Source organism: Streptomyces paromomycinus, from assembly GCF_003865155.1.
In the GTDB taxonomy this organism is placed as follows: domain Bacteria; phylum Actinomycetota; class Actinomycetes; order Streptomycetales; family Streptomycetaceae; genus Streptomyces; species Streptomyces chrestomyceticus.
The window spans coordinates 6,855,970-6,880,834 of record NZ_BHZD01000001.1; the positions used below are offsets into that span (position 1 = coordinate 6,855,970).

At 71.9% G+C, this 24,865-nt stretch carries 22 protein-coding genes and 1 riboswitch; of the genes, 13 read left to right on the forward strand and 9 right to left on the reverse strand.

Going from position 1 to position 24,865, the window contains the following annotated elements; translation table 11 throughout:
• A complete protein-coding gene (locus OEIGOIKO_RS29515) occupies positions 1–234 on the reverse strand; it encodes a MerR family transcriptional regulator (RefSeq protein WP_125056585.1) in 234 nt (77 codons plus the stop codon).
• Positions 235–754: 520 nt separating this feature from the next.
• Between OEIGOIKO_RS29515 and OEIGOIKO_RS29525 the strand changes: the two genes are divergently transcribed.
• From OEIGOIKO_RS29525 to OEIGOIKO_RS29545, 5 genes are all read left to right on the forward strand, one after another.
• Positions 755–1,129 (forward strand): helix-turn-helix domain-containing protein, encoded by a 375-nt coding sequence (locus tag OEIGOIKO_RS29525; protein ID WP_125056587.1) that lies wholly within the window; start codon positions 755–757, stop codon positions 1,127–1,129.
• Between the two features lie 463 nt (positions 1,130–1,592).
• A complete protein-coding gene (locus OEIGOIKO_RS29530) occupies positions 1,593–2,789 on the forward strand; it encodes a site-specific integrase (RefSeq protein ID WP_218040018.1) in 1,197 nt (398 codons plus the stop codon).
• A gap of 601 nt (positions 2,790–3,390) precedes the next feature.
• Positions 3,391–3,669: a hypothetical protein gene (locus OEIGOIKO_RS43140; protein WP_246177598.1), complete on the forward strand. Its 279-nt coding sequence runs from the start codon at positions 3,391–3,393 to the stop codon at positions 3,667–3,669.
• A 277-nt stretch (positions 3,670–3,946) separates the two neighbouring features.
• The gene (locus OEIGOIKO_RS29540) at positions 3,947–4,510 is read left to right on the forward strand and encodes a DoxX family protein (RefSeq protein ID WP_174857236.1); all 564 of its coding nucleotides are present in this window, start codon (positions 3,947–3,949) and stop codon (positions 4,508–4,510) included.
• Positions 4,511–4,591: 81 nt separating this feature from the next.
• Positions 4,592–5,092, forward strand: coding sequence for a VOC family protein (locus OEIGOIKO_RS29545; protein ID WP_125056589.1), 501 nt, complete (start codon positions 4,592–4,594; stop codon positions 5,090–5,092).
• A 338-nt stretch (positions 5,093–5,430) separates the two neighbouring features.
• Here OEIGOIKO_RS29545 and nicT read toward each other — a convergent pair whose 3' ends face one another.
• Entirely contained in the window at positions 5,431–6,633 is a 1,203-nt protein-coding gene (gene nicT / locus OEIGOIKO_RS29550; protein ID WP_371858981.1) for a Nickel transporter NicT, read from the reverse strand.
• 10 nt (positions 6,634–6,643) lie between these two features.
• A riboswitch (cobalamin riboswitch) is annotated at positions 6,644–6,856 on the reverse strand.
• A 173-nt stretch (positions 6,857–7,029) separates the two neighbouring features.
• Here nicT and OEIGOIKO_RS29555 point away from each other — a divergent pair.
• From OEIGOIKO_RS29555 to OEIGOIKO_RS29565, 3 genes are all read left to right on the forward strand, one after another.
• Positions 7,030–8,118, forward strand: a complete 1,089-nt coding sequence (locus OEIGOIKO_RS29555) for an ABC transporter substrate-binding protein (protein WP_125056590.1) — start codon at positions 7,030–7,032, stop codon at positions 8,116–8,118.
• Between the two features lie 236 nt (positions 8,119–8,354).
• Positions 8,355–9,407 carry a FecCD family ABC transporter permease gene (locus OEIGOIKO_RS29560; protein WP_125059121.1) on the forward strand — a complete coding sequence of 351 codons (1,053 nt, stop codon included), beginning with the start codon at positions 8,355–8,357 and terminating at the stop codon, positions 9,405–9,407.
• Between the two features lie 107 nt (positions 9,408–9,514).
• Complete coding sequence (locus OEIGOIKO_RS29565) at positions 9,515–10,402, forward strand: ABC transporter ATP-binding protein (RefSeq protein WP_246178156.1); 888 nt, start codon at positions 9,515–9,517, stop codon at positions 10,400–10,402.
• On the opposite strand, the gene OEIGOIKO_RS29570 is transcribed toward OEIGOIKO_RS29565, so the two are convergent.
• The 3 genes from OEIGOIKO_RS29570 to asnB form a co-directional block, all read right to left on the reverse strand.
• On the reverse strand, positions 10,390–11,376 hold the full coding sequence (locus OEIGOIKO_RS29570) for an L-tyrosine/L-tryptophan isonitrile synthase family protein (RefSeq protein ID WP_125056591.1): 987 nt from the start codon (positions 11,374–11,376) through the stop codon (positions 10,390–10,392). The two genes, OEIGOIKO_RS29565 and OEIGOIKO_RS29570, sit on opposite strands and share 13 nt — an antisense overlap.
• Positions 11,373–12,752 (reverse strand): cytochrome P450 family protein, encoded by a 1,380-nt coding sequence (locus tag OEIGOIKO_RS29575; protein WP_125056592.1) that lies wholly within the window; start codon positions 12,750–12,752, stop codon positions 11,373–11,375. The genes OEIGOIKO_RS29570 and OEIGOIKO_RS29575 overlap by 4 nt, the downstream gene beginning before the upstream one ends.
• Positions 12,753–12,847: 95 nt before the next feature.
• Entirely contained in the window at positions 12,848–14,728 is a 1,881-nt protein-coding gene (gene asnB / locus OEIGOIKO_RS29580) for an asparagine synthase (glutamine-hydrolyzing) (RefSeq protein ID WP_125056593.1), read from the reverse strand.
• Positions 14,729–15,265: 537 nt separating this feature from the next.
• On the opposite strand from asnB, the gene OEIGOIKO_RS29585 reads away from it, so the two are divergent.
• From OEIGOIKO_RS29585 to OEIGOIKO_RS29595, 3 genes are read left to right on the forward strand one after another with little or no spacing between them, the layout of a single operon-like run.
• The gene (locus OEIGOIKO_RS29585; RefSeq protein WP_125056594.1) at positions 15,266–15,523 is read left to right on the forward strand and encodes a hypothetical protein; all 258 of its coding nucleotides are present in this window, start codon (positions 15,266–15,268) and stop codon (positions 15,521–15,523) included.
• On the forward strand, positions 15,520–17,889 hold the full coding sequence (locus tag OEIGOIKO_RS29590; protein WP_125056595.1) for a heavy metal translocating P-type ATPase: 2,370 nt from the start codon (positions 15,520–15,522) through the stop codon (positions 17,887–17,889). Before OEIGOIKO_RS29585 ends, OEIGOIKO_RS29590 begins: the two co-directional genes overlap by 4 nt.
• A complete protein-coding gene (locus OEIGOIKO_RS29595; protein ID WP_125056596.1) occupies positions 17,886–18,365 on the forward strand; it encodes a copper chaperone PCu(A)C in 480 nt (159 codons plus the stop codon). Before OEIGOIKO_RS29590 ends, OEIGOIKO_RS29595 begins: the two co-directional genes overlap by 4 nt.
• A 129-nt stretch (positions 18,366–18,494) precedes the next feature.
• Here OEIGOIKO_RS29595 and OEIGOIKO_RS29600 read toward each other — a convergent pair whose 3' ends face one another.
• Positions 18,495–19,148 carry a sigma-70 family RNA polymerase sigma factor gene (locus OEIGOIKO_RS29600; protein ID WP_246177600.1) on the reverse strand — a complete coding sequence of 218 codons (654 nt, stop codon included), beginning with the start codon at positions 19,146–19,148 and terminating at the stop codon, positions 18,495–18,497.
• Between the two features lie 61 nt (positions 19,149–19,209).
• On the opposite strand from OEIGOIKO_RS29600, the gene OEIGOIKO_RS29605 reads away from it, so the two are divergent.
• Positions 19,210–19,425, forward strand: a complete 216-nt coding sequence (locus OEIGOIKO_RS29605) for a zf-HC2 domain-containing protein (RefSeq protein WP_125056597.1) — start codon at positions 19,210–19,212, stop codon at positions 19,423–19,425.
• 117 nt (positions 19,426–19,542) lie between these two features.
• Here OEIGOIKO_RS29605 and OEIGOIKO_RS29610 read toward each other — a convergent pair whose 3' ends face one another.
• The 3 genes from OEIGOIKO_RS29610 to OEIGOIKO_RS29620 form a co-directional block, all read right to left on the reverse strand.
• Positions 19,543–20,277: a PE-PGRS family protein gene (locus OEIGOIKO_RS29610; RefSeq protein WP_246177601.1), complete on the reverse strand. Its 735-nt coding sequence runs from the start codon at positions 20,275–20,277 to the stop codon at positions 19,543–19,545.
• A 158-nt stretch (positions 20,278–20,435) separates the two neighbouring features.
• Entirely contained in the window at positions 20,436–21,350 is a 915-nt protein-coding gene (locus OEIGOIKO_RS29615) for an alpha/beta fold hydrolase (RefSeq protein WP_125056599.1), read from the reverse strand.
• Between the two features lie 432 nt (positions 21,351–21,782).
• Positions 21,783–23,117, reverse strand: coding sequence for a glycosyltransferase family 87 protein (locus OEIGOIKO_RS29620; protein WP_170251912.1), 1,335 nt, complete (start codon positions 23,115–23,117; stop codon positions 21,783–21,785).
• Positions 23,118–23,280: 163 nt separating this feature from the next.
• Here OEIGOIKO_RS29620 and OEIGOIKO_RS29625 point away from each other — a divergent pair, with 163 nt between their 5' ends.
• The gene (locus tag OEIGOIKO_RS29625) at positions 23,281–24,834 is read left to right on the forward strand and encodes a glycosyltransferase family 39 protein (protein ID WP_125056601.1); all 1,554 of its coding nucleotides are present in this window, start codon (positions 23,281–23,283) and stop codon (positions 24,832–24,834) included.
• Positions 24,835–24,865 lie beyond the last annotated feature (31 nt).

The window sequence follows — 24,865 nt, forward strand, 5'->3', positions numbered from 1 at the left end:
TCAGGCGGAGGCGGCGGAGGCCACGTCCTGGGAGATCCACGCCTTCACGCGGTCCAGGTCGAAGCGCCGGCCGCGGAACGGGGTCTGCTCGACGGGGCACCCCCGCTTGACCCACTGGTTCACGGTCCAGTCCGAGACGCCGTAGAACGCCTCAACCTGCGCCTGGGTGAGGAGCGGGGTGAGGCCGACCTCGGCGAGCTGCGCGGTGCGCGCGGCGAGGGTCTTGGTGGCCATGGGGTTTACCTTTCTACTGTGTCAGTAGATGCTGTGGGCATGGCGAAGAGGCTTTGCAGCGGCGCGTCCAGTGCGTCAGCGATGAGCCACGCCGTACGCAGCCGACATCGAGGGCGGGCCGTACGGCCGCGTCCGGCGATGACACCGATCGCTGCCGGGCTGACGCCGCGGCCGGTCGGGTCGACGCGCTTCGTAGCCGCGGAGAGTGCGGGACCGGAGAGTCCCGCCGCCTTCATCGCGGCTCTGAGTGGCTGGCCATCGCCCTTGCGGATCAGTGTGGACATGGGCACCTCGGTGCGTGTGGTGTCTTGCGCTCCTTGCGGTGCGCCGCTGACACATTTCTACAGTGTGAGTGTTAGCTAGGTCAACGGAGCGGCGCCGAGTTTCGGGGAGGATTGCCCGCGCTCGAACGCCTGTCCTAGTCTGGGGTTGCGCGGGGAGGCGCACGGGAGCACGCCGGTACCGGCCACGCTTCTACTTTTACTTGCGAAAAGTAGAAGGCGAGCGGCATCCTTACGGCGTGAGCACCGAGGAACGCCCCGAGACCCTCGCGGACCTGATCAAGCGACTCAAGGACGAGTACGACGTCAAGGAGACGCAGATCGCGCGCCGCATCGGCGTTGCTCCCGCCACTGTCAATGCGTGGGTGAACGGCACGCGCGGCACTGGCCGTGGCCCCAACCCAGACAAGCTCCGCCGCCTCGCGGAGGAGTTCCCTCGGTTCACCGAACGTGAAATCTTCGCCGCCGCCGGCCGCAAGGTACCCGGCCCGGTCGACGACGATGCTGAGGCCCGCATCCTCGCCCTGTACCGCAGCCTCACCGCTGAGCAGCAGGAGATGAAGGAGATCGAGATGCGTGCCCTCGCCGAGCGCAACCAGTTGGGCAGTTCGTGAGTCTCCGCTAAATGGAGTTCGTTACTCAACGTGCCTGAACTGTAGCCACTTTGCGCGCGGTAGTCGCATATCCCACCCGAGAGCGCTACCTTCGATCACACGGCCGCTGTCCTCCCCCACGGCATCCGATCTCGTCTGCCTGCGATAACGGGGGTAGGGCACATGTGCGTGCGCGTTGATCGCGTCTCAGCTCCGACTCGTCCTTGGGACTCTGACCGACTGGTCATATCGATCCCGTCCGGTCTCTCACCTGAACGCTCCGTGATGGCGCTGCGCGCCGTTCTGGCCGAACTCGGGGTAGACCAGGGGCCGTTCGGTGCACGCTGTTTCTGCGGCGCCCCGCTCCATGGGCTGGGGCTGATACCGCAGCAGCGACACACCGAAGAGGTGATCGACATTGGCGCGTAGAGCGACCAACAACCCGCGACAGATCCGCTCGAAGTCCTGCGGCTGCGCCCTGTGCTTGGAGGAGTACCCGGAGCCGAAGCGTCGGCCGCGCCGCGACTGCATCGGCTCGTGGCAGGCCCGGTACCGGGACCCCGCAGGCAAGCAGTGCGCACGGAACTTCCAGAAGAAGGCGGAGGCGGAGGACTTCCTCGACGAGGTCCGCACCAGCGTCCGACGCCGGACGTACCACGACCCGAAGCGCGGGCAGATCAAGCTGCGCGAGTGGTGGGAGAAGTGGTGGGAGATCCGCCAGAAACAGGGCCGCGTCACTACGCGGAATCGCATCCTCGCCGTGTGGCGAGCGCACATCGAGCCGAAGTGGGGCGACTACCCACTGAACAGCATCGAGACCATGGATCTTCAGCGGTGGCTGACCCGCGAGGTGAAGGGCTACGACTCCCAGAAGAAGTGCAAGGAAATCCTGACCGCCCTTCTTCGGGCTGCGGTCCTAGACGGGAAACGCATCCCGGAGAATCCAGCCGCCGCACTGACGGTCACGGCGACGCGGGCACAGAAGCACCCCGACGACCTCAAACCGCCGACGGCCGCGCAGTACGAACTGATCCACGCCGCGCTGCCGCCGTACTACCAGATCATCTTGCGCGACTTCGCGAACGAGACTGGGATGCGGCCGGGGGAGTACGCCGGCCTGCGCCTGCACTGCTTCGACGAGGAAGAGATGATCGTGCACATCAAGGAGATCATCGTCAGCGATCGGGGCCGACTTCGCAGGCAGGCCGCGCCGAAGACTTCGGCTGGCTTCCGGACGGTGCCGCTCACCCCGCGGGCGGCCGGCGCCATCGCCTTCATGCGGAAGAAGTGGAAGCCGGTCCGGTCCCGGTCGCCTATCGGTGATGGCTTCGACCTGCACGTCGAGGAGCTGATCTTCCGGGGCCCGCGGGGCGCAGTCCTCAACATCAACAACTTGAGTGGCCGCGTGTGGCGCGCGGCGATCATTCAGTCGGGCGTCGCTCGGGAAGTCATGGACCCGGAGACGGGGCGAACGGACTGGTGGCCGGAGCTGGGTCTCTACCGGCATGACGTGACGAGTCGGCTCCATGCGCATGGAGTCCCGGAGGCGGACGCGCAAGCGGTGCTTGGCCATGACCGTGGCGGGCGCGTCACGTGGGTCTACACCCATGAGCGTGAGGGGGCGCGGGAGCATGTACGTGCAGCTCTGGGCGGCGAACGTGGACTCCGGTCTGTGTCGTGAGGTGCAGCGCCGGAGTCCGCGAAAAGTCCACAAAGCCCACTCGGCGAGGCTAGATCAGTCTCTCTGAGACTCGCATTCGAGTGATCGTCACGCAGGCGCCGAAACTCGCCGAGGCTTGGCAGTACTCACTACTACACAAGATCGGACACTATGCCCTTACAAAGCAGATGTCACAGGTTCAAATCCTGTTGTGCCCACCCCGCGAAGACCCCTCGTCGATCACGACGAGGGGTCTTCGGCGTGCAGGGTTGGCATCAACGGTGCTGGTCGGTTGGTTACTGACTAGTTGGTTGCGGGGGCTCTTTGAGGAGCCGGTCCATGTGGCGCACGGCCTTGCGTTGCGTGTCTTGCATGGCGTGGGCTGGGGGCCGAACCCGGCCTGGGGGCCTCGTGATCGTGGGTTGTGGAACTGGCTGACGCGTTCGCCGGCGGCCCCGGCATGTCGGGGTGGTGGCTTGGCCGTTTGCTCGGCGGTTGGGGACTCGTTCTGTGTCAGGGACTGCTGGGCGGTGTGCCCTGGGTCGTACCCCCGTGGCGGGCGAGGTGGTGCGTGAGATGCGGTCGACATGCGTGGTGGTCGGTCCCGGTGCACGCTGAAAGCATGGCTGAGCATCCGCCGGTGATCGTTCACCCGCCCTCCTCGTCCGGTGGGCGGCGGGTCACTGTTCACGGGCAGATTGTCGGGCTGGCGCACGGGCGGGGTGATGTCGCCGAGTTTCTGCGGCACGCGGGGCTGGCGCCGGATGCGGAGGATATCGATCTGGATGCGCCGGGGCTCGTGGAGTGGCGCGGTGGGGACAAGGACACATGGGTGGGGGGAACGGGAGGTGCCGGAGGGGGCGGGGGAAGGGAGGGGGTGGGGTGGTGTCGGGGTGAGTGAGAGTGAGTGGTCTTGCGGTCAGGGGGTGGGGATGAGGGGTGGGGGTGAGGGGTGAGGGGGTGTGTGGTGGGGGTGTTGGGGGTAGGTTCGGGGGTTACGCATTGTGTGGGGTGGTGGCCGAAGAGTGATGGTGAGGGCGTGGGGGTGTTGTTCGACTTTCAAGTGATGTGTATCGTCGGGCGTGTGACTTGAAGTTTCAAGTACTTTTTGGATGGGCGGCACCGGTCCTCTTGCTGGGCCGCCGGCCCGGACAGACCAGACAGAAATGAGCGTTCGTATGTCCTCCCCCCTCAGCCCTCTGCGCAGCCCCCTCCGTGACTACGGCAACGGCGTCGACGACCGCCATGCCGCGACTCCGCACGCGTACGACATCGGCCTGCTGGTGCTGCGGCTCGCGGTCGGGCTGATCATGGCCGCGCACGGCGCGCAGAAGCTGTTCGGCTGGTTCAGCGGGCCGGGGCTGGACGGAACCGGACAGTTCTTCACGGCCAGCGGCTACCCGGCCGGCAAGGCCATGGCCGTGGTGGCCGGGCTCAGCGAGACGCTGGGCGGCCTCGGGCTGGTCCTCGGGCTGCTGACGCCGCTGGCGGGCGCGGCGGTCGTCGGGACGATGGTGAACGCGCTGGCGGTGAAGTGGGGCGGCGGCTTCTTCGCGCCCGAGGGCGTCGAGTACGAGCTGCTGCTCACGGCGGGTGCGGGAGCCCTGGCGCTGACCGGTCCCGGCCGGTACGCGGTCGACCGGCTGCTCCCGGTCCTGCGTAACCACCGGCTTGCGTACGGGGTGGCTGCCCTGGTGTTCGGCGTGATCGTGGCGTTCGTGATGCTGCTGGTGCGCGACTGACCCCCGGCCGAGGCGTGTGGAGCCGTAAGGAGCCGGGTGGAGTGGTGTCTGTGGAGAGAAGCGGAAAGGTGAGGGATTGACGTGGCAGTGCGGCGGCTGAATCACGCGGTGCTCTACGTACGGGACGTGGCGCGCGCCGTGGCTTTCTACACGGAGGCGCTGGGGTTCCGGGTGGACACCGAGATACCGGGGAGGGCCGCGTTCCTCAGTGCCGAGGGGACCGCCAACGATCACGATCTCGGGCTGTTCGCGGTCGGCGCCGGGGCGCCGGGGCCCGAGCACGGCCGGGTGGGGCTCTACCACCTGGCCTGGGAGGTCGGCACCCTCGGGGAGCTGGCGGACGTGGCGAAGGACTTGGCCGAGCGGGGCGCGCTGGTCGGCGCCACCGACCACCTGGTGTCCAAGTCGCTGTACGCCAAGGATCCGGACGGCAACGAGTTCGAGGTCATGTGGCGGGTGCCCCGTACGGAGTGGCCGGGCCCGGACGAGCCGGACCGGCTGCGCCCGCTCGACCTTGAAGCCGAGTTGGCGCGCTGGGGCCGTGACCTGAGGACGGGCGCGGCGGCCGGGTCGGCGACCTGAAGACGGGCGCGGCGGCCGGGTCGGCGACCTGAGGGTGTCCTGAGGATGTCGTCCTCAGGGCGCCCCGAGGGCGATCTGAGGGCGATCTGAGGGCGATCTGAGGGTGACCTGAGGACTGGGCGGGCCATGATTCGGATTTGAGGGTGAGGGTGGAGCGGGCCGCCACCTGGATTTGAGGGTGGGGTGCAGCGGGCTGCCACCGGGATTCGAAGGCAGGGTGGGGAGCAGGCCGCCACGCTGACCCGCGGGTAGGGCGGGGCGGGGTGGTGGCCTGCTTCCGTCGGCGGAGACTCGGGCCGGGAGGCGGTGGCGCCGGGGACAGAGGGTTCAGGCAGTGGTCAGGCGGTCTCTCGGGCCGCCTCCGTCGCCCGTGCCGACCAGCGCTTCTCCACTCCGGCCAGCCGCCAGTACGCCAGCGCCGCCGCCCAGACCACCACGAACAGGCCGACGATGATGAAGCCGACGTTGTCCAGGTCGATGGACGAGATCCAGTCGGTGACGCCGTCCTTGAGGTCCAGCTTGTCGTGCAGGACGGTGACCAGCTCGATGGTGCCGATGAAGAACGCGACGGCGATCGACAGGCCGGTGATCGTGAGGTTGTAGTAGACCTTGCGCACCGGGTTCGAGAACGCCCACTGGTACGCGAAGTTCATGAACGTACCGTCCAGCGTGTCGAACAGGCTCATCCCCGCCGCGAACAGCAGCGGCAGCACCAGGATCGCGTACCAGGGCAGACCGGCCGCCGCGCCGCTGCCCGCCATCACCATCAGCGTCACCTCGGTCGCGGTGTCGAAGCCGAGGCCGAAGAGCAGGCCGAGCGGGTACATCTGGCCGGGCCGGGTGATGGAGCGGGTGAAGCGGCCCAGTACGCGATTCATGAAGCCGCGGGAGTCGAGGTGCTGCTCCAGCTCCGTCTCGTCGTACCGGCCCTGCCGCATCGCCCGGAACACCCGCCAGATGCCCGCCAGCGCGACGAGGTTGAGCGCGGCGATGAGGTAGAGGAAGCCGCCGGAGACCGTGGTGCCCACGGTGCCGAGCACCTGGTGGGCGCTCGATCCGTCGTCGAGCAGGGTGCCGGCCAGCTGCGCGCCGCCGGCGACCAGTGCCGCCATGGCGACGACCACGCTGGAGTGCCCGAGCGCGAACCAGAAGCCCACCGAGACCGGGCGCTTGCCGTCGGCCATCAGCTTGCGGGTGGTGTTGTCGATGGCGGCGATGTGGTCGGCGTCGAAGGCGTGCCGCATACCGAGGGTGTACGCGGTGACGCCGAGACCGACCCCGAAGACCTGCGAGCCCACGGTGTAGTGCTGCGGCACGACCAGCAGGAAGAGCACACCGAAGGCGACGACGTGCAGGGCGGCTATGACCGCCATCAGTCCCGCGGTCCGCACGGTGTCCTGCCGCCGCCAGCGGAACCCGGGCAGTGGCAGGGGGGTGGAAGCGGCAGGCGGGGACGGCGAGGGGGTGGGGGAGGGGGAAGGAGACGGGGAAGAAGACGGGGAATTGGCGGACGGGGGCATCCGGTGGTCACGCTCCAGCACCTCGTGGATCAGTTCGTGAGATGCCGTGGCCGGTCTCCTGGCTGACGGGTGTGCGCGCCCGCCCCTGCCTTCCCGGCCGCGGGCTGCGGCCAGTGGCTCCGTACGGGCGCGGGGCGCGTACGGAACGGGGCGGGAACTTCCCGATCACAGTGGCGAGGGCCGCTCCGGTCTGGACCTGACGGTCTTCACCGGTCTTCCCGACACCACGGCCCGGACACTCTAACGCCCGGCCGCGGTGTGGTCATCGGACGAATGCGGCGGGAACCCGGGGCGCCGCCCGCTCGACTACCTGGTCCCGGGCCCGCACGTGCGGGCCGTCGGGCGTCGAGTGGCAGGGAGAGCGGACGTATGCGTCCTCGGACGAATCTGGTGGGGCCGGTGGCCGGGAGCCGGTCGATGGCGGCGGTAGTGGGGGTGGCGGGGGCGCTCGCGGTGGCCGCGCTGGCCACCGGTTGCGGCAGTGCCGACGGGCGTACGGCGACGGGGGCCGCGGACGGGCAGGGCGGCGGAGCCGGGGGCTTTCCCGTCACGGTCACCGATTGCGACGGGCGGCGGACGACGCTTTCCGAGGCGCCGCGAAAGATTGTCACGAGCAATGCGGCGAGCCTGGAAATGCTGCTCCGGCTGGGAGCGGGCGACCGGGTCGTCGGTACCGGATTCCCGCCGGGTAAGGGTGCGTTGCCGCCCGAACTCGACGCCCGGGCGCAGCGCGTCCCGGTGCTGGGAAAGACGGTGATTCCGAAGGAGAAGCTGCTCGGTTCCGGAGCTGATGTCTATATCGACACGTTCGCTTCCATGGGCGCCATGGGGGGCGCTGCGGCCGGTCCGACCGAGGAGGAATTCGCCGCGGCGGGCATCAAGCACGTCTATCTGGCTTCCACGGCCTGTGCGCCGCGCAAGAAGGTGCCGCAGCAGGACCTGTCCGCCGTGGAAGGCGACATCCGGCGGCTCGGACAGCTCACGGGTACCTCGCGACGTGCGGTGCAACTGGTGGCGGAGATGGAGAAGAAGGTTTCTTCGGTACGTACGGCTCTCGCTGACGTGCCTGTGGCGAAGCGGCCGTCGTATTTCTTCTTCGACTTCGACGCGGGGACGAAACAGCCCGTCGCGGTCTGCAACCGGCAGGTGGCCAACGCGGTGCTGACCGAGGCCGGGGCGCGGAACGTCTTCGCGGACTGCGCGAGCGATTTCCGGCCGGTGTCGTGGGAGGACGTGGTCGCGAAGGACCCGGACTGGATCCAGCTCGGCGTACGGAACCGGGGAAGTGCCGCGGCCACCGACAAGGCATTCGACGAGGCCGCGAAGTTCCTCAGGGAATTCCCGGCCACGGCGGGACTGCGCGCGGTGCGGGAAGGGAAATTCCTGCGCATCGGCTCGGAGCAGACGACCATCGCCGGGGTGGGCAATGCCGATACGGTGCGGCGGATCGCTGCGACGCTCTACCCGGATCGGCTGGCCGGGTCCGGTCCCGGGGCGAACCACTGATGGCATCGCCGACTGAGAGGCGAGAGGCCGTCGAGCAGGCTCCTGGGCAGGCCGTCGAGCAGCTTCCTGGGCAGGCCGTCGAGCAGGCTCCAGGGCAGGGTGTCGGGCGGGCTGGCGGAGCTGAGGGTAGGGATACCGGTCAGGCTGGCGGAGCTGGGGGGAGGGACGCCGGCCAGGCTGGCGGAGCTGAGGGAAGGGCAGCCGGTCAGGCCCGTACCGTCTGGCTCGCTCTCGGGCTGCTGGTCGCCCTGTTCGTCGCGCTGACCGCGGCCGTCGCACTCGGTGCTACCGGCATCGCCCCGGCCGAGGTGTGGTCGGTGGTGCTCCGGCGACTGGGAGGCGAGCCACCCCGGCCGGGTACGGACGATCTGATCGTCTGGCAGCTGCGCGTTCCGAGGGCGCTGCTCGCCGCGCTGGTCGGCGCGGGTCTCGGGCTCGTCGGTACGGCCACCCAGGCGCTGGTGCGCAACCCGCTGGCGGACCCGTACCTGCTGGGCATCTCGAACGGCGCTTCGCTGGGCGCGGTGGCCGCGATCGTGCTGGGCGCGGGCACCGTGGCGGGGACGGACGGATTGTTCGGCGGGGACGGGACGTTCGGGCTGGGCGGAGGTGTGGGGCTGTCGCTGGCCGCCTTCGCCGGGGCGCTCGCCTCGTTCGCGCTGGTGTGGACGCTGGCCCGCCGGGGCGGCGGCTTCGCGCCGCTGCGGCTGGTGCTGGCCGGGGTCGGCATCGGGCAGTTCCTGGCCGGGTTCACCAGTTACCTCGTACTGCAGGCCGGGGACGAGCAGCAGACGCGCGGCGTGCTGTTCTGGCTGATGGGCAGCCTGGGCGGCGCCACGTGGGGCACGCTCCTGCTGCCGGCCGTCACCGTACCGGCCGGGCTGCTGGTCCTCCAGGCGCGGGCCCGTGCGCTGAACGCGCTGACGATGGGGGACGAGACGGCGGCGAGCGTCGGCGTGGACGTCGTGCGGCTGCGCCGGGTGCTGTTCGTGGTGACCAGCCTGCTCACCGGCGTCCTGGTGTCGGTGTCCGGGGCGGTCGCCTTCGTGGGGCTGATGGTGCCGCACCTGTGCCGGCTGATCGTCGGGGGCGACCACCGCAGGCTGCTGCCGCTGGCCGCGCTGACCGGGGCGCTCCTGCTGGTCGTGGTGGACATCGTGTGCCGTACGGCCTTGGACGGCCAGGAACTGCCGGTGGGCGTGGTCACGGCGCTGATCGGCGCGCCGGTACTGCTGTACGTGCTGGACCGGCGCCTGGGAGCGGGAGTGGGAGCGGGGTCGAGAACGTGAGCCGGATCGGGACCGGCGTCGGGATCGGGAGCGGGCGCATGAGGGCGGGGAGGAGTGCCGGCATGGCCGGTGGAGGAGGACGTACGGAAGCCGTCACGGGCCACGGCATGCGGATCGACATCGAGGATCTGCGGGTGTCGTACGCCGGCCGGTGCGTGGTGGCCGGGGTGCGGCTGATGGCCGCGCCGGGCGAGATCGCGGGCGTGGTCGGTCCGAACGGCAGCGGCAAGTCCACGGTGCTGCGTACGGTCTACCGGCACCTGAACCCCGAAGCGGGCCGGGTGCTGCTCGCCGGGGAGGACATCCGGGCCATGCCGCCGTCGCGCACCGCCCGGCACATCGCCGCCCTGCCCCAGGAACGCGGCGGTGACTTCGAACTCACCGTCCACGAGGTGGTGGCGATGGGCCGCACCCCGTACAAGCGGGCGTTCGCGGGCGACGACCGCGACGACCGGGAGACGGTGGCCCGTGCCCTGGCCGACGTGGGGCTGGCGGAGTACGGCGGGCGGCGGTTCTCTGCGCTCTCCGGCGGGGAGCGGCAACGGGCCCTGCTCGCCCGTGCCTTCGCCCAGGCACCGGACGTTCTCGTCCTGGACGAACCGACGAACCACCTGGACGTACGGCACCAGGTCGAGCTGCTGAACCTGCTGCGCGGACGGGCCTGTACGACGCTCGTCTCCCTGCACGACCTGAACGCGGCGGCCTCGGTCTGCGACCGGCTCCATGTGCTCTCCGAAGGGACGGTGGTGGCGTCCGGCGCGCCGCGCGAGGTGCTGACGCCGGAGCTGCTGGCCGAAGTGTTCGGAGTGCGGGCGGTGGTGGTCGAGCATCCGTTGACGGGGGGCCCGCTGATCGCCGTCGATCAGCGTGAAGTCGCCAACCCAACCGCGATCCCAACCGCGAACCCAACCGCAGTCCCAACCGCAGCCCCGACCGCAGCCCCGACCGCAGTCTCAGCGCCCGTTCCAGGCGCGGTCGCGGGTCAGGAGAGCTGAGTCGGGGTCGCCGTCCGCGCCGGTGCCGGCCGCCCGGCCTCGTGCACGTCCCGCACGTAATGGCTCGGGCGGCCGTCCCGGTGGACGAGCCGCCCGAGCCGCGCCGCGTCCGCCGCGCGCATCAGCCGTACGCCGCCTCCGTCCGCGTCGCGCAGCACGCAGGCGTGCCACGGCGTCATCCACACGTCGGGCGCGTCGAGCAGCCGGATGCCGAACTTCGCCGTACCGGGCGGCTGCGGATGGATGGACAGCCGGAGGGCGTCCGGATGGTGCTCGGCGATCAGCGCGCCCCAGGCGCGGCTGCGCTGGACGACTCCGTAGGCACGGGTGCGGCAGGCGCGTTGCAGGGCGGAGCGGGTGCCCTCGAAGCCGGTGGTGTCCTCGAACAGGAAGCGGGTGACGCCGCGGTAGAGGCGAAGCGTTTCGCCGCCGTGGGCGGCCGCGTTCCGGGTCTCGGCGCGCAGGGAGTCCAGGGAGGGCGCGTACCGGCGGTGCGCCTCGGCGCGTTTGGCGTCGCAGGGCCGGTCCCCGTAAACGTCCCGGAGGTCGAAGGTGGTGAGGTGGGACAGTCCGGCCGTACGGATCATGGCGCGCAGCGCGTCGTTGTACGCGTCGACGTGCGGGTCCGGGACGCCGATCAGATCGCTGAAGAGGTGCCCGTCGGAGCAGATGACGAGCCGCGCGCCCGGCGCGTACAGCTCCCCGATCCGGGCGCACAGCCGGTCCAGGAAGCGCAGGGCGAGACGTTCACCCTCGTCGGGGAGCCGGCCGACGACCTTGGCGGGGTTGGGGGACTTGCAAGGGAAGCCGGGGAGGGTGAAGCGGATCGGGTGGCGGCCCGCTACCAGGGTTTCCAGATGGCGTAGTTGGTGCGGGAAGTGGGTGGGGGTGGCTGCTTCGGCGGGAGCCGTTGCCTCCGGGGTGCGGTGGTGGGGGAGGAGGGTGCTGAGGATGGCGGCCGCTGTGCTGGTCATCGGCCCTCTCCGGGGGCGGGTACGGGAGCGGGGGTGATGGCGGCGGGGGCGTCGGTGGCGCCGAAGGGGCAACCGGGCGCAGCACCGGAGCTCGCGGCCGGGGAACGCTCTACTTCGGGCCACTCGCCGCGAGAGGCGCCGTACACCACCGGAAGCTCCGCGACTCCCCGCGCGAGCACCGCCGGTATCCAGTTCAGCTCGCTGTCCGGTACGGCCAGGCGAAGTCCCGGCAGGCGGCGGAGCAGCGTCTCCAGGGCGATGTGCAGTTCGGTACGCGCCAGGGTGGCGCCCGGGCAGAAGTGGATGCCGTGGCCGAAGGCGAGGTGGGGGTTGGGGGACCGGCCGAGGTCCAGGGTGTCGGGTGTGGGGAAGCGGGCGGGGTCGCGATTGGCCGCGCACAGCGAGACGATCACGGAGTCGCCGGCCGGGATCCGGGTGCCGGACACGTCCGCGTCCTCGGCGAGGAAGCGCCAGGTCGTCAGCTCGAAGGCACTGTCGTAGCGGAGCAGTTCCTCGACGGCGCGGGGGAGGAGCGCGGGGTCGTCGCGGAGCGCGGCGAGGTGGTGCGGGTGGCGCAGCAGGGCGGTCAGGGCCGTCGTGATCTGGTGGGTGACGGGTTCCTGTCCGGCGACGAGGAGTTGGAAGATCATGGAGTCCAGTTCCGCGCCGTCCAAGGCCCCGTCGTCGTGGGCGGTGACGAGACGGGAGAGCAGGTCGGTGCCGCGTTCCCGCCGCTTGTGGCGTACCAGGTCAGCGATGTAACCCTGTAGGCCGCGCAGTCTCGCCTCGTAGGCCTGGCGGCCGGGATCCGTCGGACCGACGGGCTGGACGACCTTGCCCCAGTCCTGGTCGAAGCGCCTGGTGAACTCGTCGGGCAGGCCGATGACCTCGGCGAGTACGAGAAAGGGGAAACGGGCGGCGAACGACGCGACGAGATCGGTGGTGCCGCCGCACTCCGGGTGCCCGGTCGGCGGCAGCTCGTCCAGCAGCGCTTCCGCCAGGGCCTGGAGACGCGGGCGGAGTTCCGCGACGCGCCGGGGCGCGAAGGCGTCGGTGACCAGTCGGCGGAGGGCGGTGTGCCGGGGCGGGTCCTGGTGCAGCAGGTGCACCTGGAGCTGGGAGTGCTGCGGCTCCGGCATGATCGAGGCCCGGGCGCGCCAGGCCGCGTTGCCCCGGGAGTGGTGCTTGCCGAGCCGGGGGTCGTTCAGCGCCCGGTGGGCGGCTTCGTAGCCGGTCACGAGCCAGGCGCACACACCGCTCGGGAACCGGACGCGGTGGACCGGGCCGCGCTCGCGCAGTGCGGTGTAGAGGGGGTACGGGTCACGCTTGTAGCTCTCTCCGTAGAGGGGGAGCGGTTCGGGTTCGGGAACGGGCATGGGGCGGGTGCTCCTCAGGGGTGGGCCGGTCGGGGGAGGCGTACGCCGAGGGTGTGCGCCGAGGGTGTGCGCGGGCTCGTAGGTGCGCGAGGGGATCAGAAGGCCAGCTCCGGGCGGTACTCCTCCAGCCACAGCGACAGGTCGACGACGCGTTCCAGGCGCAGGCGGTGACCCCACTGGAGGTGTTCGGGCGGGGTGTCGAGGAGGGCTTTGACGACGCCCTCGTCCACCAGGTCGCGGACGCGGCCCTGACCGGTCGCGAGCGCGTCGCGGGCCATGTCCTGGAGGCCGCGGTTGTACGCCGGGTGGTGGGTGGCCGGGTAGTGGTTCTTGGGGCGGTGGAGTACGGAGTGCGGGGCGAGGCGGGCGCCCGCGGCACGCAGCAGGCTCTTCTCCCGCCCGTCGAAGTCCTGGAGCGCGACCGGGGCGTTGAAGGCGTACTCGACGAGGCGGTGATCGCAGTACGGCACCCGTACCTCCAGTCCGCGCGCCATGCTGAGCCGGTCCTTGCGGTGCAGCAGCTGGCGCAGCCAGCGGGTCAGGGACAGGTGCTGGAGTTCGCGCCGGCGGTGCTGTGCGGGTGTCTCGCCGTCCAGGTGCGGGACGGCGGCCAGCGCCGACCGGTACGTGTCGGCCCGGAACTCGCCGATGCGCAGGGTGTCCGCGAGCGCCGGGTGCAGCGGCATGGCGGCCTCGTCGCCGGTCACCAGCAGCCAGGGGAAGGTGTCGGCGTCCCGCGCGGCGGGGCTGCGGAACCAGGGATAGCCGCCGAAGACCTCGTCGGCCGCCTCGCCGGACAGCGCGACCGTCGAGTGCCGGGCCATCTCGCCGAAGAGGAGGTACAGGGAGGTGTCCATGTCGCCGACGCCGATGGGCGAGTCGCGGGCCGCCACCACGGCCGCGCGGTGTGCCGGGTCCAGCAATTCCCGTGGGTCGAGGACGACGAGGCGGTGGTCGGTGCCGATGAAGGCGGCGGCCTCGGCGGCGTACGGGGTGTCGTGGCCGGTGCGCAGGACATCGCCGGTGAAACGTTCCGCTTGGTCGCTGTAGTCGACCGCGTACGAACGGAGCCGGGCCGCCGGCCCCTCCCGTACGCGCAGTTCGTCCGCCAGCAACGCGGTCAGCACGGTGGAGTCGAGACCGCCGGAGAGCAGCGTGCAGAGGGGGACGTCCGCCTCCAGCTGGGCACGGGCGGCCCGCTCCACATGGAAGCGGACGGTGTCCACCGTCGCGGCGGTCCCGCGGTCCGGATGCGGGCGGGCTTCGAGACGCCAGTGGACGCGCTCGGTCAGACCGCTCCGGTCGAAGACGGCCACGCCGCCGGGCTGTACCTCCCGTACGCCCGACCAGAGCGTCTCCCCGGTGCCGAAGAGCAGGCCGTACGCCTCCCGCATCCCCCGCGCGTCGACGCGCGGCCGGCACGCGGGGTGCGCGAACAGGGCCTTGGGCTCGGAACCGAAGACCAGACCGCCCGGGACCTCGGTGAAGAACAGCGGTTTGACGCCCAGCCGGTCGCGTACCAGGAGAAGCCGCTCCCGATGGGTGTCCCAGACGGCAAAGGCGTACATGCCTTCCAGGTGCTCCGTGAGGCTGTCGCCCCACTCCAGGTAGGCCCGCAGGACGACTTCGGTGTCGCTGCGGGTCGCGAAGCGGTGGCCGCGCGCCCGGAGTTCGGCCCGCAGGGTGTGGTGGTTGTAGATCTCGCCGCTGTAGGTGAGGACGGCGTGCGGCGGTCGGTGCGGTGCGGGTGCGGGTGAGGGTGAGGTGGCGGGCGCGGTCATGGGCTGCGTACCGCCTTCCGGGTCCAGGACGGCCAGGCGCCGGTGCCCGAGCGCGGCGTACGGGCCGCACCAGGTGCCCGAGGCGTCGGGGCCGCGGCGGGCCAGCGCGGAGGTCATCCGCTCGATGACGGAGGCCTGGGCGTGGGGGGCTCGGGGGACTTCGCGGTATGAAATCCATCCGGTGATGCCACACATGGACCGAACTCCTCGGCGATCGGCGACTGTCCGCGCGGACGCCCGGGACCGGTCGTGCGCACGCTTCACTCAGAGGTCGGGTGAAAGGGGGGAGGAGTTCCCGGCGCGGTACGGGAATTCCGGCGAGGGATACGGCAATTCCGGTGGGGTGGTGTCGCGAAAGGCGGTCGCAGCCCTAGGTAGTCGGACGGGTGGCCGGGCGGGTTCCGGCGGGTGACCAGGACAAACCTCACGTGGGGCAAGAGGCGGTGAGAGAGGGGGAGGGGGCTGATCGCCGTGCCAGTATGGCGGCTTCGGGCGATGGGGCGGGGGGCGAGGCGCGAGGCGCGAAGCGCGGGGACCGGAGACCGGGAACCCTGAGCTGCCCCGCGCATTGTTTCCCGTTCCCGTTCCCGTTTCCGTTTCCGTTCCCGTTTCCCCTTTCTCTTGCCTCGCTTCCGGGCTTGGCGAGTCCCGTTCCCCTTACCCCGTTCCCCTTACCCCGTTCCCCTTTCCTCTTCCTCATTCCGTCGTCTGTGCACGTGTATCGGAGCGGCCATGTCTCTCGTAGAGCGTCTGTCATCCGCACTGCCCGCGAAACCGGTGACCGGGTTCGTGGCACTGCTCGCCGTCCTGTTCGTGGGCGCGTACGGGGCGGGCTCGGCCGCCGGACCCGTGGCGCCGGGCATGCGGCCGAGCGGCACGCTCCCCGGAGCGCCGCAACAACCCGGAAACGGCGACTCCGTGGACGGCATGGACGGCATGGACGGCATGAACGGTATGGGCGGCATGGACGGCATGGGCGGTAGGGAATGAGCGAGCGCGTCACCGTACTGACGGTGGGCGGTATGACCTGCGCCGCTTGCGTGAACCGGGTGGAGAAGAAGCTGGGCCGGCTCGACGGAGTGACCGCCACGGTGAACCTGGCCACCGGCAAGGCCCGGGTCCGCCACCCGCCCGGACTGCCGGTGACCGATCTCCTGGCGACGGTGGAGGCCGCGGGGTTCACGGCGGAACTCCCGGAAGGCGAACCGACCGGTCCGGTGAAGGAAGTCCCTCCGTCTGAAGGGCAGGCACCGGACGGCGAACGCAACCGCCTGCTCGTCACCGCGCTGCTGTCCGTCCCCGTACTCGTCCTGTCGATGGTCCCCGCCTGGCAGTTCCGCAACTGGCAGTGGCTCTGCTTCGCGCTGACCGCGCCGGTCGCCGTGTGGGGCGCGCTGCCGTTCCACCGCCGTGCGGCACGCGGACTGCGGCACGGCGCCGCGACGATGGACACGCTGGTCTCCCTCGGGGTGGCCGCCTCGTTCGCCTGGTCCGCGTACGCGCTCTTCCTGAGCGGTGGCACCGCGCACTTCTACCTGGAAGCGGCGGTCGGCGTACCGCTGTTCGTCCTCGCGGGGCGGCGGCTGGAGGCCGGGGCCCGGCGGGGTACGGGGTCCGCGCTGCGGGCGCTGGCCGAACTGGTCGGCAAGGACGTGTCCGTACGGGTACCGGCCGACACGGCGGGCAAGAGCGCCGGTGGCGGCCTCGCGGACGGTGCCGCCACTGTGGAACGTCGTATTCCGGTGGCCCGGCTCCAGGTCGGCGACCGGTTCCTCGTACGCCCCGGGGAGCGGGTGGCCACCGACGGCACGGTGGTGGACGGCAGTTCCGCCCTCGACCTCTCCCTCGTCACCGGCGAGAGCGGCCCGGTGGAGGCCGGGCCGGGCTCGGCGGTCGTGGGCGGCGCGGTGAACGTCGGCGGCCTCCTCGAAGTACGGGCGGCCGCGGTCGGCGCGGACACCCGGCTGGCCCGGATCACCCGCCTCGTCGAGGAGGCGCAGACCGGCAAGACCCAGGCACAGCGCCTGGCCGACGCGGTCGCGGGAGTCTTCGTCCCGGCCGTGCTGGCGGTGTCCGTGACCGTCCTCGGGTTCTGGCTGGGCGCGGGCGCCGACCCGCAGGTGGCGGTGACCGCCGCGGTGGCCGTCCTGGTCGTCGCCTGTCCCTGCGCGCTCGGACTGGCCACCCCCACCGCCCTGCTGGCCGCCACGGGCCGGGGTGCGCAGCTGGGCATTCTGGTCAGCGGACCGCAGGCCCTGGAGCGGTTGCGGCGCATCGACACCCTGGTGCTGGACAAGACCGGCACGCTGACCACGGGGCGGATGAGCGTGATCGCCATGACGGTCTGTGCGGGGGATACGGGGGCTACCGGGGTCAGTGGTGTGGCGGGTGCCGCGGGCGCCCCCGGCCTCACGGCCGACGAGACCCTTCGGCTGGCCGCCGCCGTGGAGCACGGCTCCGAACACCCCCTGGCGCGCGCCATCACCGCGTACGCCGACCTGCGCCGCGAAGCTCTCGCCGAGCACCGGCCGCCACCCGCCGCGCGGCACTTCGCCGCGACCGCTGGGTACGGCGTGACCGGCGAGGTGGACGGCCGGTCCGTGACCGTCGGGCGGCCCGGCGAACTGTCGGCGCTGCCCGCCCCGCTCGCGGACGCGGTCCGTACGGCCGAGACCGCCGGGCACACCGCCGTACTGGTGACCGTCGACGGCACCCCGCAGGCCGTCTTCTCCATCGGCGACACGCTGCGGCCCGACTGCTACCGGGCCGTCGACCACCTGCGCCGCCTCGGCCTGCGGCCGGTGCTGGCCACCGGGGACCGGACGGCCACCGCGCGGGCTGTCGCCGGTCACCTCGGCATCACCGAGATCCACGCCGGGGCGCTCCCCGAGGAGAAGGCCGCGCTGGTCACCACGTTGAAGGAACACGGCGGCCGGGTCGCGGTGGTCGGTGACGGAGTCAACGACGCGGCCGCGCTGGCCCGTGCGGACCTCGGCATCGCCCTGGGCAGCGGTACGGACGCCGCGATCGGCGCGGCCGACGTCACCGTGCTGCGCGAGGACCTCCAGGCCGTGCCCGACGCCGTACGGCTGGCCCGGCGCACGCTGGGTACCATCCGCGCCAACCTCGTCTGGGCCTTCGGTTACAACCTGGTCACCGTGCCGCTCGCCGCCGTCGGACGGCTGGACCCGATGACCGCGGCCGCCGCGATGTCCGCGAGTTCACTGCTGGTGGTGGGCAACAGTCTGCGTCTACGGGCATGGCGGCCGGCCTCCCGCACCTCTCGCGCCCCCGGCACCTCCCGTCCTTCCCGCATCTCCCGCACCTCCTCCACGATCACCCCGGACACCCCATGACCTCTGCCACTCTGCGCGCCGCCGCCGTACCGCTCCTCGCGGGTGTGCTGACCCTCGGCTGTCTCACCGCCTGGACCGTCACCGGCAACGCGGGCACCCCGCCCCGGCTGGACGTGACCGACGGCCGTATCCTCACCGCCTCCAACACGGAAGCCACCGCGGCCTTCTTCACCATCAGCAACACCGGTACCACCGCTGACGAACTGACGGGCGTCACCGGCCCCGCCGGGCTGCGGGCCATGGTCGGCCGCGATGTCGAGGTCGCCGAAGGGGCGCACCGGATGGAGATGGCCGGCGCCGTCGCCGTCCCGGCGCGCGGCGCACTGCGGATGGCGCCGACCGGCCTGGACGTCATGGTCAGCCCGCCACCGCGCCTGGCACCGGGCGACCGGCTCACCTTCACGCTGCACTTCCGGCACAGCGGCCCTGTCACCGCCGAGGCTGTCGCCGTACGACCGGGTCAGCTGCGGCTCTGATCCGACCGCACGCGGCTCTGATCCGACCACATGCGGCTCTGATCCGACCGCACGCAGAGAGCCGGAGGCCGGTGTCCCGGGCGCGCGCCCGGGACACCGGCCTTCAGGCTTCCGGCCCGGCCCAGCGCCTCACGCGGCGGAGCCTGCCGAGACGCGGGCGGTGCGTGCGGGCCCGAGCGCGCCCACGCTGCACGTCGTACGGGCTGTTCCCCGCTCCCCCTCCCGCTCCTCCGCCGGATCCGCTTCCTCCGCCAGCAAGGACACCAGCGTCTCGCGGGCCCGTGCCACCCGGGAGCGCACCGTTCCCACCGGGCAGCCGGCGATGGCCGCCGTCTCCGCGTACGGCAGGCCCAGCAGCTGGGTCAGTACGAACGCCTCCCGGCGGGGTGCGGGCAGCGCCGACAGCAGTTCGGTGAGGGCGATGCCTTCGTCGAAACCGGGCACGCCGCGCGGCTGGGCCTTCTCCACCGCGGTCTGCCAGTCGTCGGTCCCGGCGAGCCGCGGTCTGCCGGCCATCGACCGCAGCCGGTCGGCGACCGTCCGTCGGGCGATGGTCAGCAGCCACGTACGGGCCGACGACCGGCCCTCGAAGCGGGGCAGGCTGCGCAGGGCCCGCAGGTAGGTGTCCTGCACCAGGTCGTCGGCGGCCTGCGCGTCGCCGCTGAGGTGCGTGACGTAGCGGCGTACGTCCAGCTGTGTCGCGCGGACGAACCGTTCCACGGCCGTCTCGTCCCCGGTACGGGCCGCCAGGGCCCAGGCCGTCACCGTACGGTCATCGCGCACGCCGCACCTCCCCGCTGCCGGTCGCGGAACCGCTGCCGCGCACGTCGGAGAGGATGGGGTCATGCACTGCTCGCGCGTACGAACCGCCGTCTCCGCCCGCCTCGACGGCGAAGAGCTGCCGCCGGGCGTCACGGGCGGGCTGCTCGACGCCCACCTGGCGGGGTGCGCGGACTGCCGTCTCTGGTCGGAGCGCGCATCGGCGCTGGGCGGGTTGCTCGACCGGCTGCGGCGGTCCGCCGCATACGGGGACGGCGAGGACAGGAGTCATCATCAGTAGTCCTTCGGGAGACCCGGCCCCGCCGTGTACTCGACGGACGACGATCGGGACCGGTGACGATTACGAGGACCAGGACCGGCCGGCGTGCGGCACCAAGTCCTGGGTGTGACCGTGCTGTCAGCGGACAGCGGTCTCCCGGGGCGGGCCGCGGAGCCAGATGACGTGGACGAGGACCAGTCGTCGCAGCGGCTGCCGGGGTTCGCGGCGTACCGGGCGGGCAGGCCGGGGCGGTTCCGGCAGGACCGCGCGCAGGACGAGGGCGAGCGGCACGAACAGCCGTACGGAGACGGTCCGTACGACGCGGAACGCCGCCCGTTCGCCGCCGCACAGCCACCAGGCGCTCAGCAGCGCGACCAGGACGTGCGCCGCGACCATGCCGGTCATGCTGCCGCCCATACCCGGCATGTCGTGCAGGGCGTGCATGTCGTGCGCGGCTTGGGTGCCGTGGGTGCCGTGGGCGGAGTGCACCGTATGCATGCCGGCCATGGCCTCGCCGTACCGGCGTCCGATCCCCGCCTCGTGCAGCATCTGTTCGGCCTCGCGCTGCGGGATCGGGCCGACCGTGCCGCACATCAGCGAGGCCGCCCACCGCTGGGCCAGGGAAGCCTGTCCGCCCCCGGTGGCGGCGCCGGCGGACACGGTGGCCGCCACCGACTGGCCGAAGGAGAAGGCACAGTGCAGTGCGGCCTGTGTCGCCAGCGTCAGCGAGGTCACGAACAGCGGTCCCCGCTCGCGGCCGGCGAGGCTCCACGCCCCGAGGGCCGTTGCCGTCACCGCGCCGAGCAGCACCCACCAGGGCACGGGCGCGTCGGACATGAGGGCGTGGCCGAGGGCGGCGAGCAGTACACACACCGCCGCGAACACCCCGGACCGCAATCCCCTGAGAAGACGCCCCGCAATCATGACCCGCTCATCGTTGCACCCCGCCCCGGACGCCCGACGGCAGGGGCAGGGGCAGGGGGCAGGGACGGGGGACAGGGGCAGGCGCGTGAGCCGGTGTGGACGCAGGCTCAGTACGGAAGACCCGAGAGGAAGCCGTGCAAGGCCTGGTCGAAGTGGCCGGGGTTCTCCAGGTTCACCATGTGGGCCGCGCCCGGGATGCGTACCCGCTGGGCGCCCGGCACGGCGAGGGCGATGGCGTGGGCGTTGGCGGAGATGTCGGAGCTGTCCAGGTCGCCGTCCAGGACCAGGGTCGGTACGCGGATCTCCGCCAGCCGCTCGTACGCGCCGACCTCGATCGGCACTCCGGCGCCCATACCGCCCGCGTGCACGACCACGTTGGCGTCCGCCGAGGCCCGCAGCCGCTCGCGCAGGGCGGGGTCCACGGCGTCGGGGGCGCGGTGCGGGCCGTCCACCCACATGCGCAGGAAGTGCTCGATGTAGCGCTCCGTGCCGTCCTCCTCGTCGGTGACGGCGGCCACCTGCTCCTTGATGTGCTCCAGGATGAACGGGTCGGTGAAGGCCCGGCCGCTCACTCCGGGCGAGGCCAGGGCCAGCGCGAAGACGCGGTCGGGGTGGGCGAGCGCCATGTCCAGGGCGATACGGGCGCCGTGCGAGAGGCCGACGAGGATGGCGCGCGCTATGCCGAGGTGGTCGAGGAGGGTGCGCAGGTCCTCGTGGTTGGCGTAGTCGCCGTCGACGGTGGAGGACAGGCCGTGGCCGCGTGCGTCGTAGCGGACCGTGCGCAGGCCCGACTGGGCGAGCCAGGTGAACTGCTCGTCCCACATGCGCTGGTCGAGCATCCCGCCGTGCAGCAGCACCACCGAGGGGTCGCCCTCCGTGCCGACGCCGGCCACCTCGTAGAACAGCTCGCCGTTCTCGACCGGGACCGTGTCGTTCTCGACCTCCGTGCCCCAGGCCCCGGCCACCTGGATTCCTTGGATGCCCTGGTCTTCTCGGGTTCCTTGGATGTCTTCGGTCGTCATGCTCCGTGCCGTCCTGTGTGGGGTGCTGCTGTCGTGTGGGGCGCTCGGTCTGCTGGGGAGGTGCGGGCCGTTCGGGCCCCCGGGAGGTTTGAGGTGCCTGGAGTGTTCGAGGTTCCCGGGGTGTTCGAGACTTCCGGGGCGGATGCGTCGTATCGGACAGACCGGGGCGCGCGGGGTTCCGGTGCAGCGGCCACAGGCGGCGGAGCACCGCGTACGCGAGGTGCTCGGCGGAGTCCGCGCTGCCCTCGGTGACACTCATGGTGTCATGATGACATCGACGGTGTCGTTACGGAAGTTGCGCCCTGGGCCCGGCAGTTGTCACCCCGCGCGGCGCGTGCCGCATCCGCGAGATCCGACGATTCCGTTCTGTGTACGGATGAGAGGACGCCGAAGTTCCCGAGCCGGTGCTGTCTTGTGCTGTCTTTTCCTGCCTCATCGGGAAGGGGGTGCGGACGGGCGGCGTGCGGGCACGGTCCCGCGCCACAGGCGGCGGGCGGACAGCCAGGCCGCGGCGAGCAGCAGCAGATTGCGCGCGTACAGGTTGGCGATGGACAGCCAGGACGCGTCGTCCCGCAGTCCCCGGTACAGGAGCGGGAAGTCCAGCGTGGTGAAGACGCAGGCCGCCAGGATCAGCAGGGCGACCGGGCGCTGGGTGGTGTCGCCGCGCAGCAGGCAGACCGCGGCCAGACCGAGCAGCCAGACCATGTACTGCGGGCTGATCACCCGGCTGGTGACCACGAACAGGAGCGTGGCGGTCAGCGCGGCGTCCGGCAGGACCCGGGCACCGGTGCGGTCCGACCGGCGCCGCCACCACAGCAGCCAGCCGAAGGCCGGCACGGTCGACACCTGCATGGCGACGCTGACCCCGTCCACCCACGGGCCGACGAACTCGTGCGACCCGTCCTTCGCCGCCCAGGTGCCGCTCCAGCCGAGGTGCCGCGCCACATGGAACGGCAGGGAGCCGACCGACTCGATCTGGATGCCGCGCGACTCCTGGGCGGAGAGGAAGGAGAACGCGTTCGGCATGGCGAGGGCGAGAGCGGCGGTCACGGCGGCACCGGTGACAGCGGCGGCCGCCCAGGCGGTACGGGTGCGACGGCCCCGCGCCGTACCGGCGAGCAGCAGCGCGGGCCAGACCTTGATGACGGCGGCGAGCGCCGTCACGGCGCCGAAGGCCCGGCCGGCCCAGGCGTGCCGCGCGGACGCGGTCACCAGGGCGAGCATCGCCAGGGCGGTCACGTGCAGGTCGAACCGGTTCCACGGCATGGTGCTGAGGACGGCCAGGCCCACGGTCCACAGCCAGGGCCCGGCGAGCGAACGGCCACGCCGCCGCGCCACCCGCACCAGCAGAACGAAGATCGCGGCGTCGCACAGCGCGGCCAGCACGATGAAGGCGTGCCCGAAGCCGAGGCCGGGGACGAGACCGGGCGCCAGGATCGGCAGGGCCGCGCCCGGCGGGTACTGCCAGCTCACGTCGTGCAGCGGGAAGCTGCCGCCGCTCAGGACCGCGTACCAGCCGGTGTAGACCTTGCTCACGGACGGGTCGAGCCCGCCGCCGCCCACGAACGGGCTGATCTTCAGGGCCGCGGGCACCAGCCAGAGCCGGGTGAGGAACCAGGCGGCGAGCAGGGGCGGGAACGCCGTACGGAGACGGGCGGACGCGGGCGTGGCTGCGGGCGGGGACGCGGGGGCGGGTGCGGACGCATGGGCGATTGCGGACGCATGGGTGACTGCGGCGGTGGCGCGGGCGGCGGTCTGGTCGGGCACTGCGCCGAGGGCTCCGTTCGTACGGGGGGCGGGGCGGTAGCGGGAAGGGGCGGTAGGGCGATACAGCGCCGCTACCTGCGAAGTTGCAGGTAGCGGCCTACGCATCAGGTGTATACATGCGATGTATGCATGTGGTGTATACGTACAGTGTAGAGTCCTCGCCATGCCCGCTGAAGCCGCCCCCGCCCCACCGGTCGCTGCCCTCCCCACCCGACGCGGCATCACCACCGCAATCGCCCCCGCCCCCGCACCCGCACCCGCTCCTGCCTTCGCGCGGCTCGCCGTCCCGGTGCTGCCCGCCCTGCTGGCGCTGGCGCTCGGTCTGTGGGGCATCCGGCGGGAGGACAGCCTGTGGCGGGACGAGGCCGTGACCTGGCAGGTCGGGCAGCGTTCGGTGGCGGAGATCTGGGACCTGCTCGGCCAGGTGGACGTCGTGCACGGCCTCTACTACGTGCTGATGCACGGTGTCTTCGAGCTCTTCGGCGCCGGCCCGGCGGTACTCCGGATGCCGTCCGTCCTGGCCGTCGCCGCGGCCGCTGCCGCCACCGCCGCGGCCGGACGCCGCCTCGCCGGGCCGTGGGCCGGTCTGGCCGCCGGGCTGGTCCTCGCACTGATACCCAACATCCAGCACTACGCCCAGGAAGGCCGGGCGTACGCGCTGGTCACGGCCGGTGCGGCGGTCGCCACCTGGCTTCTGGTGAGCGCGGCGGACGCGTCGGAGAACGAAGCGGCGGCCGTGCGGCGGCGCCGCTGGCCGCGCTGGGCGGGCTACGGCACGGTCATGCTCACCACGGCCCTGCTGAACTGGTTCTCGCTGTTCGTCCTGCCCGCGCACGCCGTCACCGTGCTCGTCGCCCGCCGTCGCGGTGCCCGCCCGCTGCTCGCCCCGTGGTCGGTGTCGGCGGCCCTGGTGCTGGCGGGCGCGCTGCCGCTCATCCTGGCCAGCCGGGCCCAGGCGGGCCAGGTGTCGTGGATCAAGCCCGTCGCCGTGTCCACGCTGCTGGGTGTCGGCGTACTGCTGCTCGTGGCGCTGGCGTGCGCCCGCGTCCCCTACCCGGGCCGTGGCCGCGCGGCCGTGTCACCGGCCTCCGTCGGGCTGCCGCTGCTCGCCGTGCCGCAGGGCGGTCTCCTGCTGGCTTCTGCTCTCGTGGAGCCCGTCTACCTGGACCGCTACGTCCTCTACACCAACCTCGGTTTCGCCCTGCTGCTCGGCGTCGGTGTCGCCGCTGCCGTCCAGGCGCTCCCGGTCCGTACGGGGGTGCTGCTCGCGGGGGTGACGGCGACGGCTTTTGTGGCGCTGCTGCCCGTGGAGACCGGCCTGCGCGCGCCGAAGAGCCGGGCGGACGACGTGCTGCGGGCGGCCGACCGGGTCGCGGCGGCCGCGCGCACGGGCGACGGCGTGCTGTTCATACCGGCCGCCCGGCGCGACACGGCGCTGGTGACGCCGACGGCCTTCACGGGGCTCGACGACCTGGCGCTGGCCGAGAGCCCGGCGGCCTCCGGCACCATCAAGGGCGTCGAGGGCAGCGCCGCGCACATACGGAGCGCCATGCTGGCCAAGTCCCGCATCGTGGTCGTCACCGACACCCGCCGGGCCGCACCGCCCGCACCCGTACGCGAGACCGAGAAACTCCGCGTCCTCGGCCGGCACTTCGAGCGGACCGACCGCACGGACACCGTCGGGCGCCGCATAGAGGTCTACGAGAAGGTGCGCTGACCGGCCACGGAGCCCGCACGCTCCGCCGTAC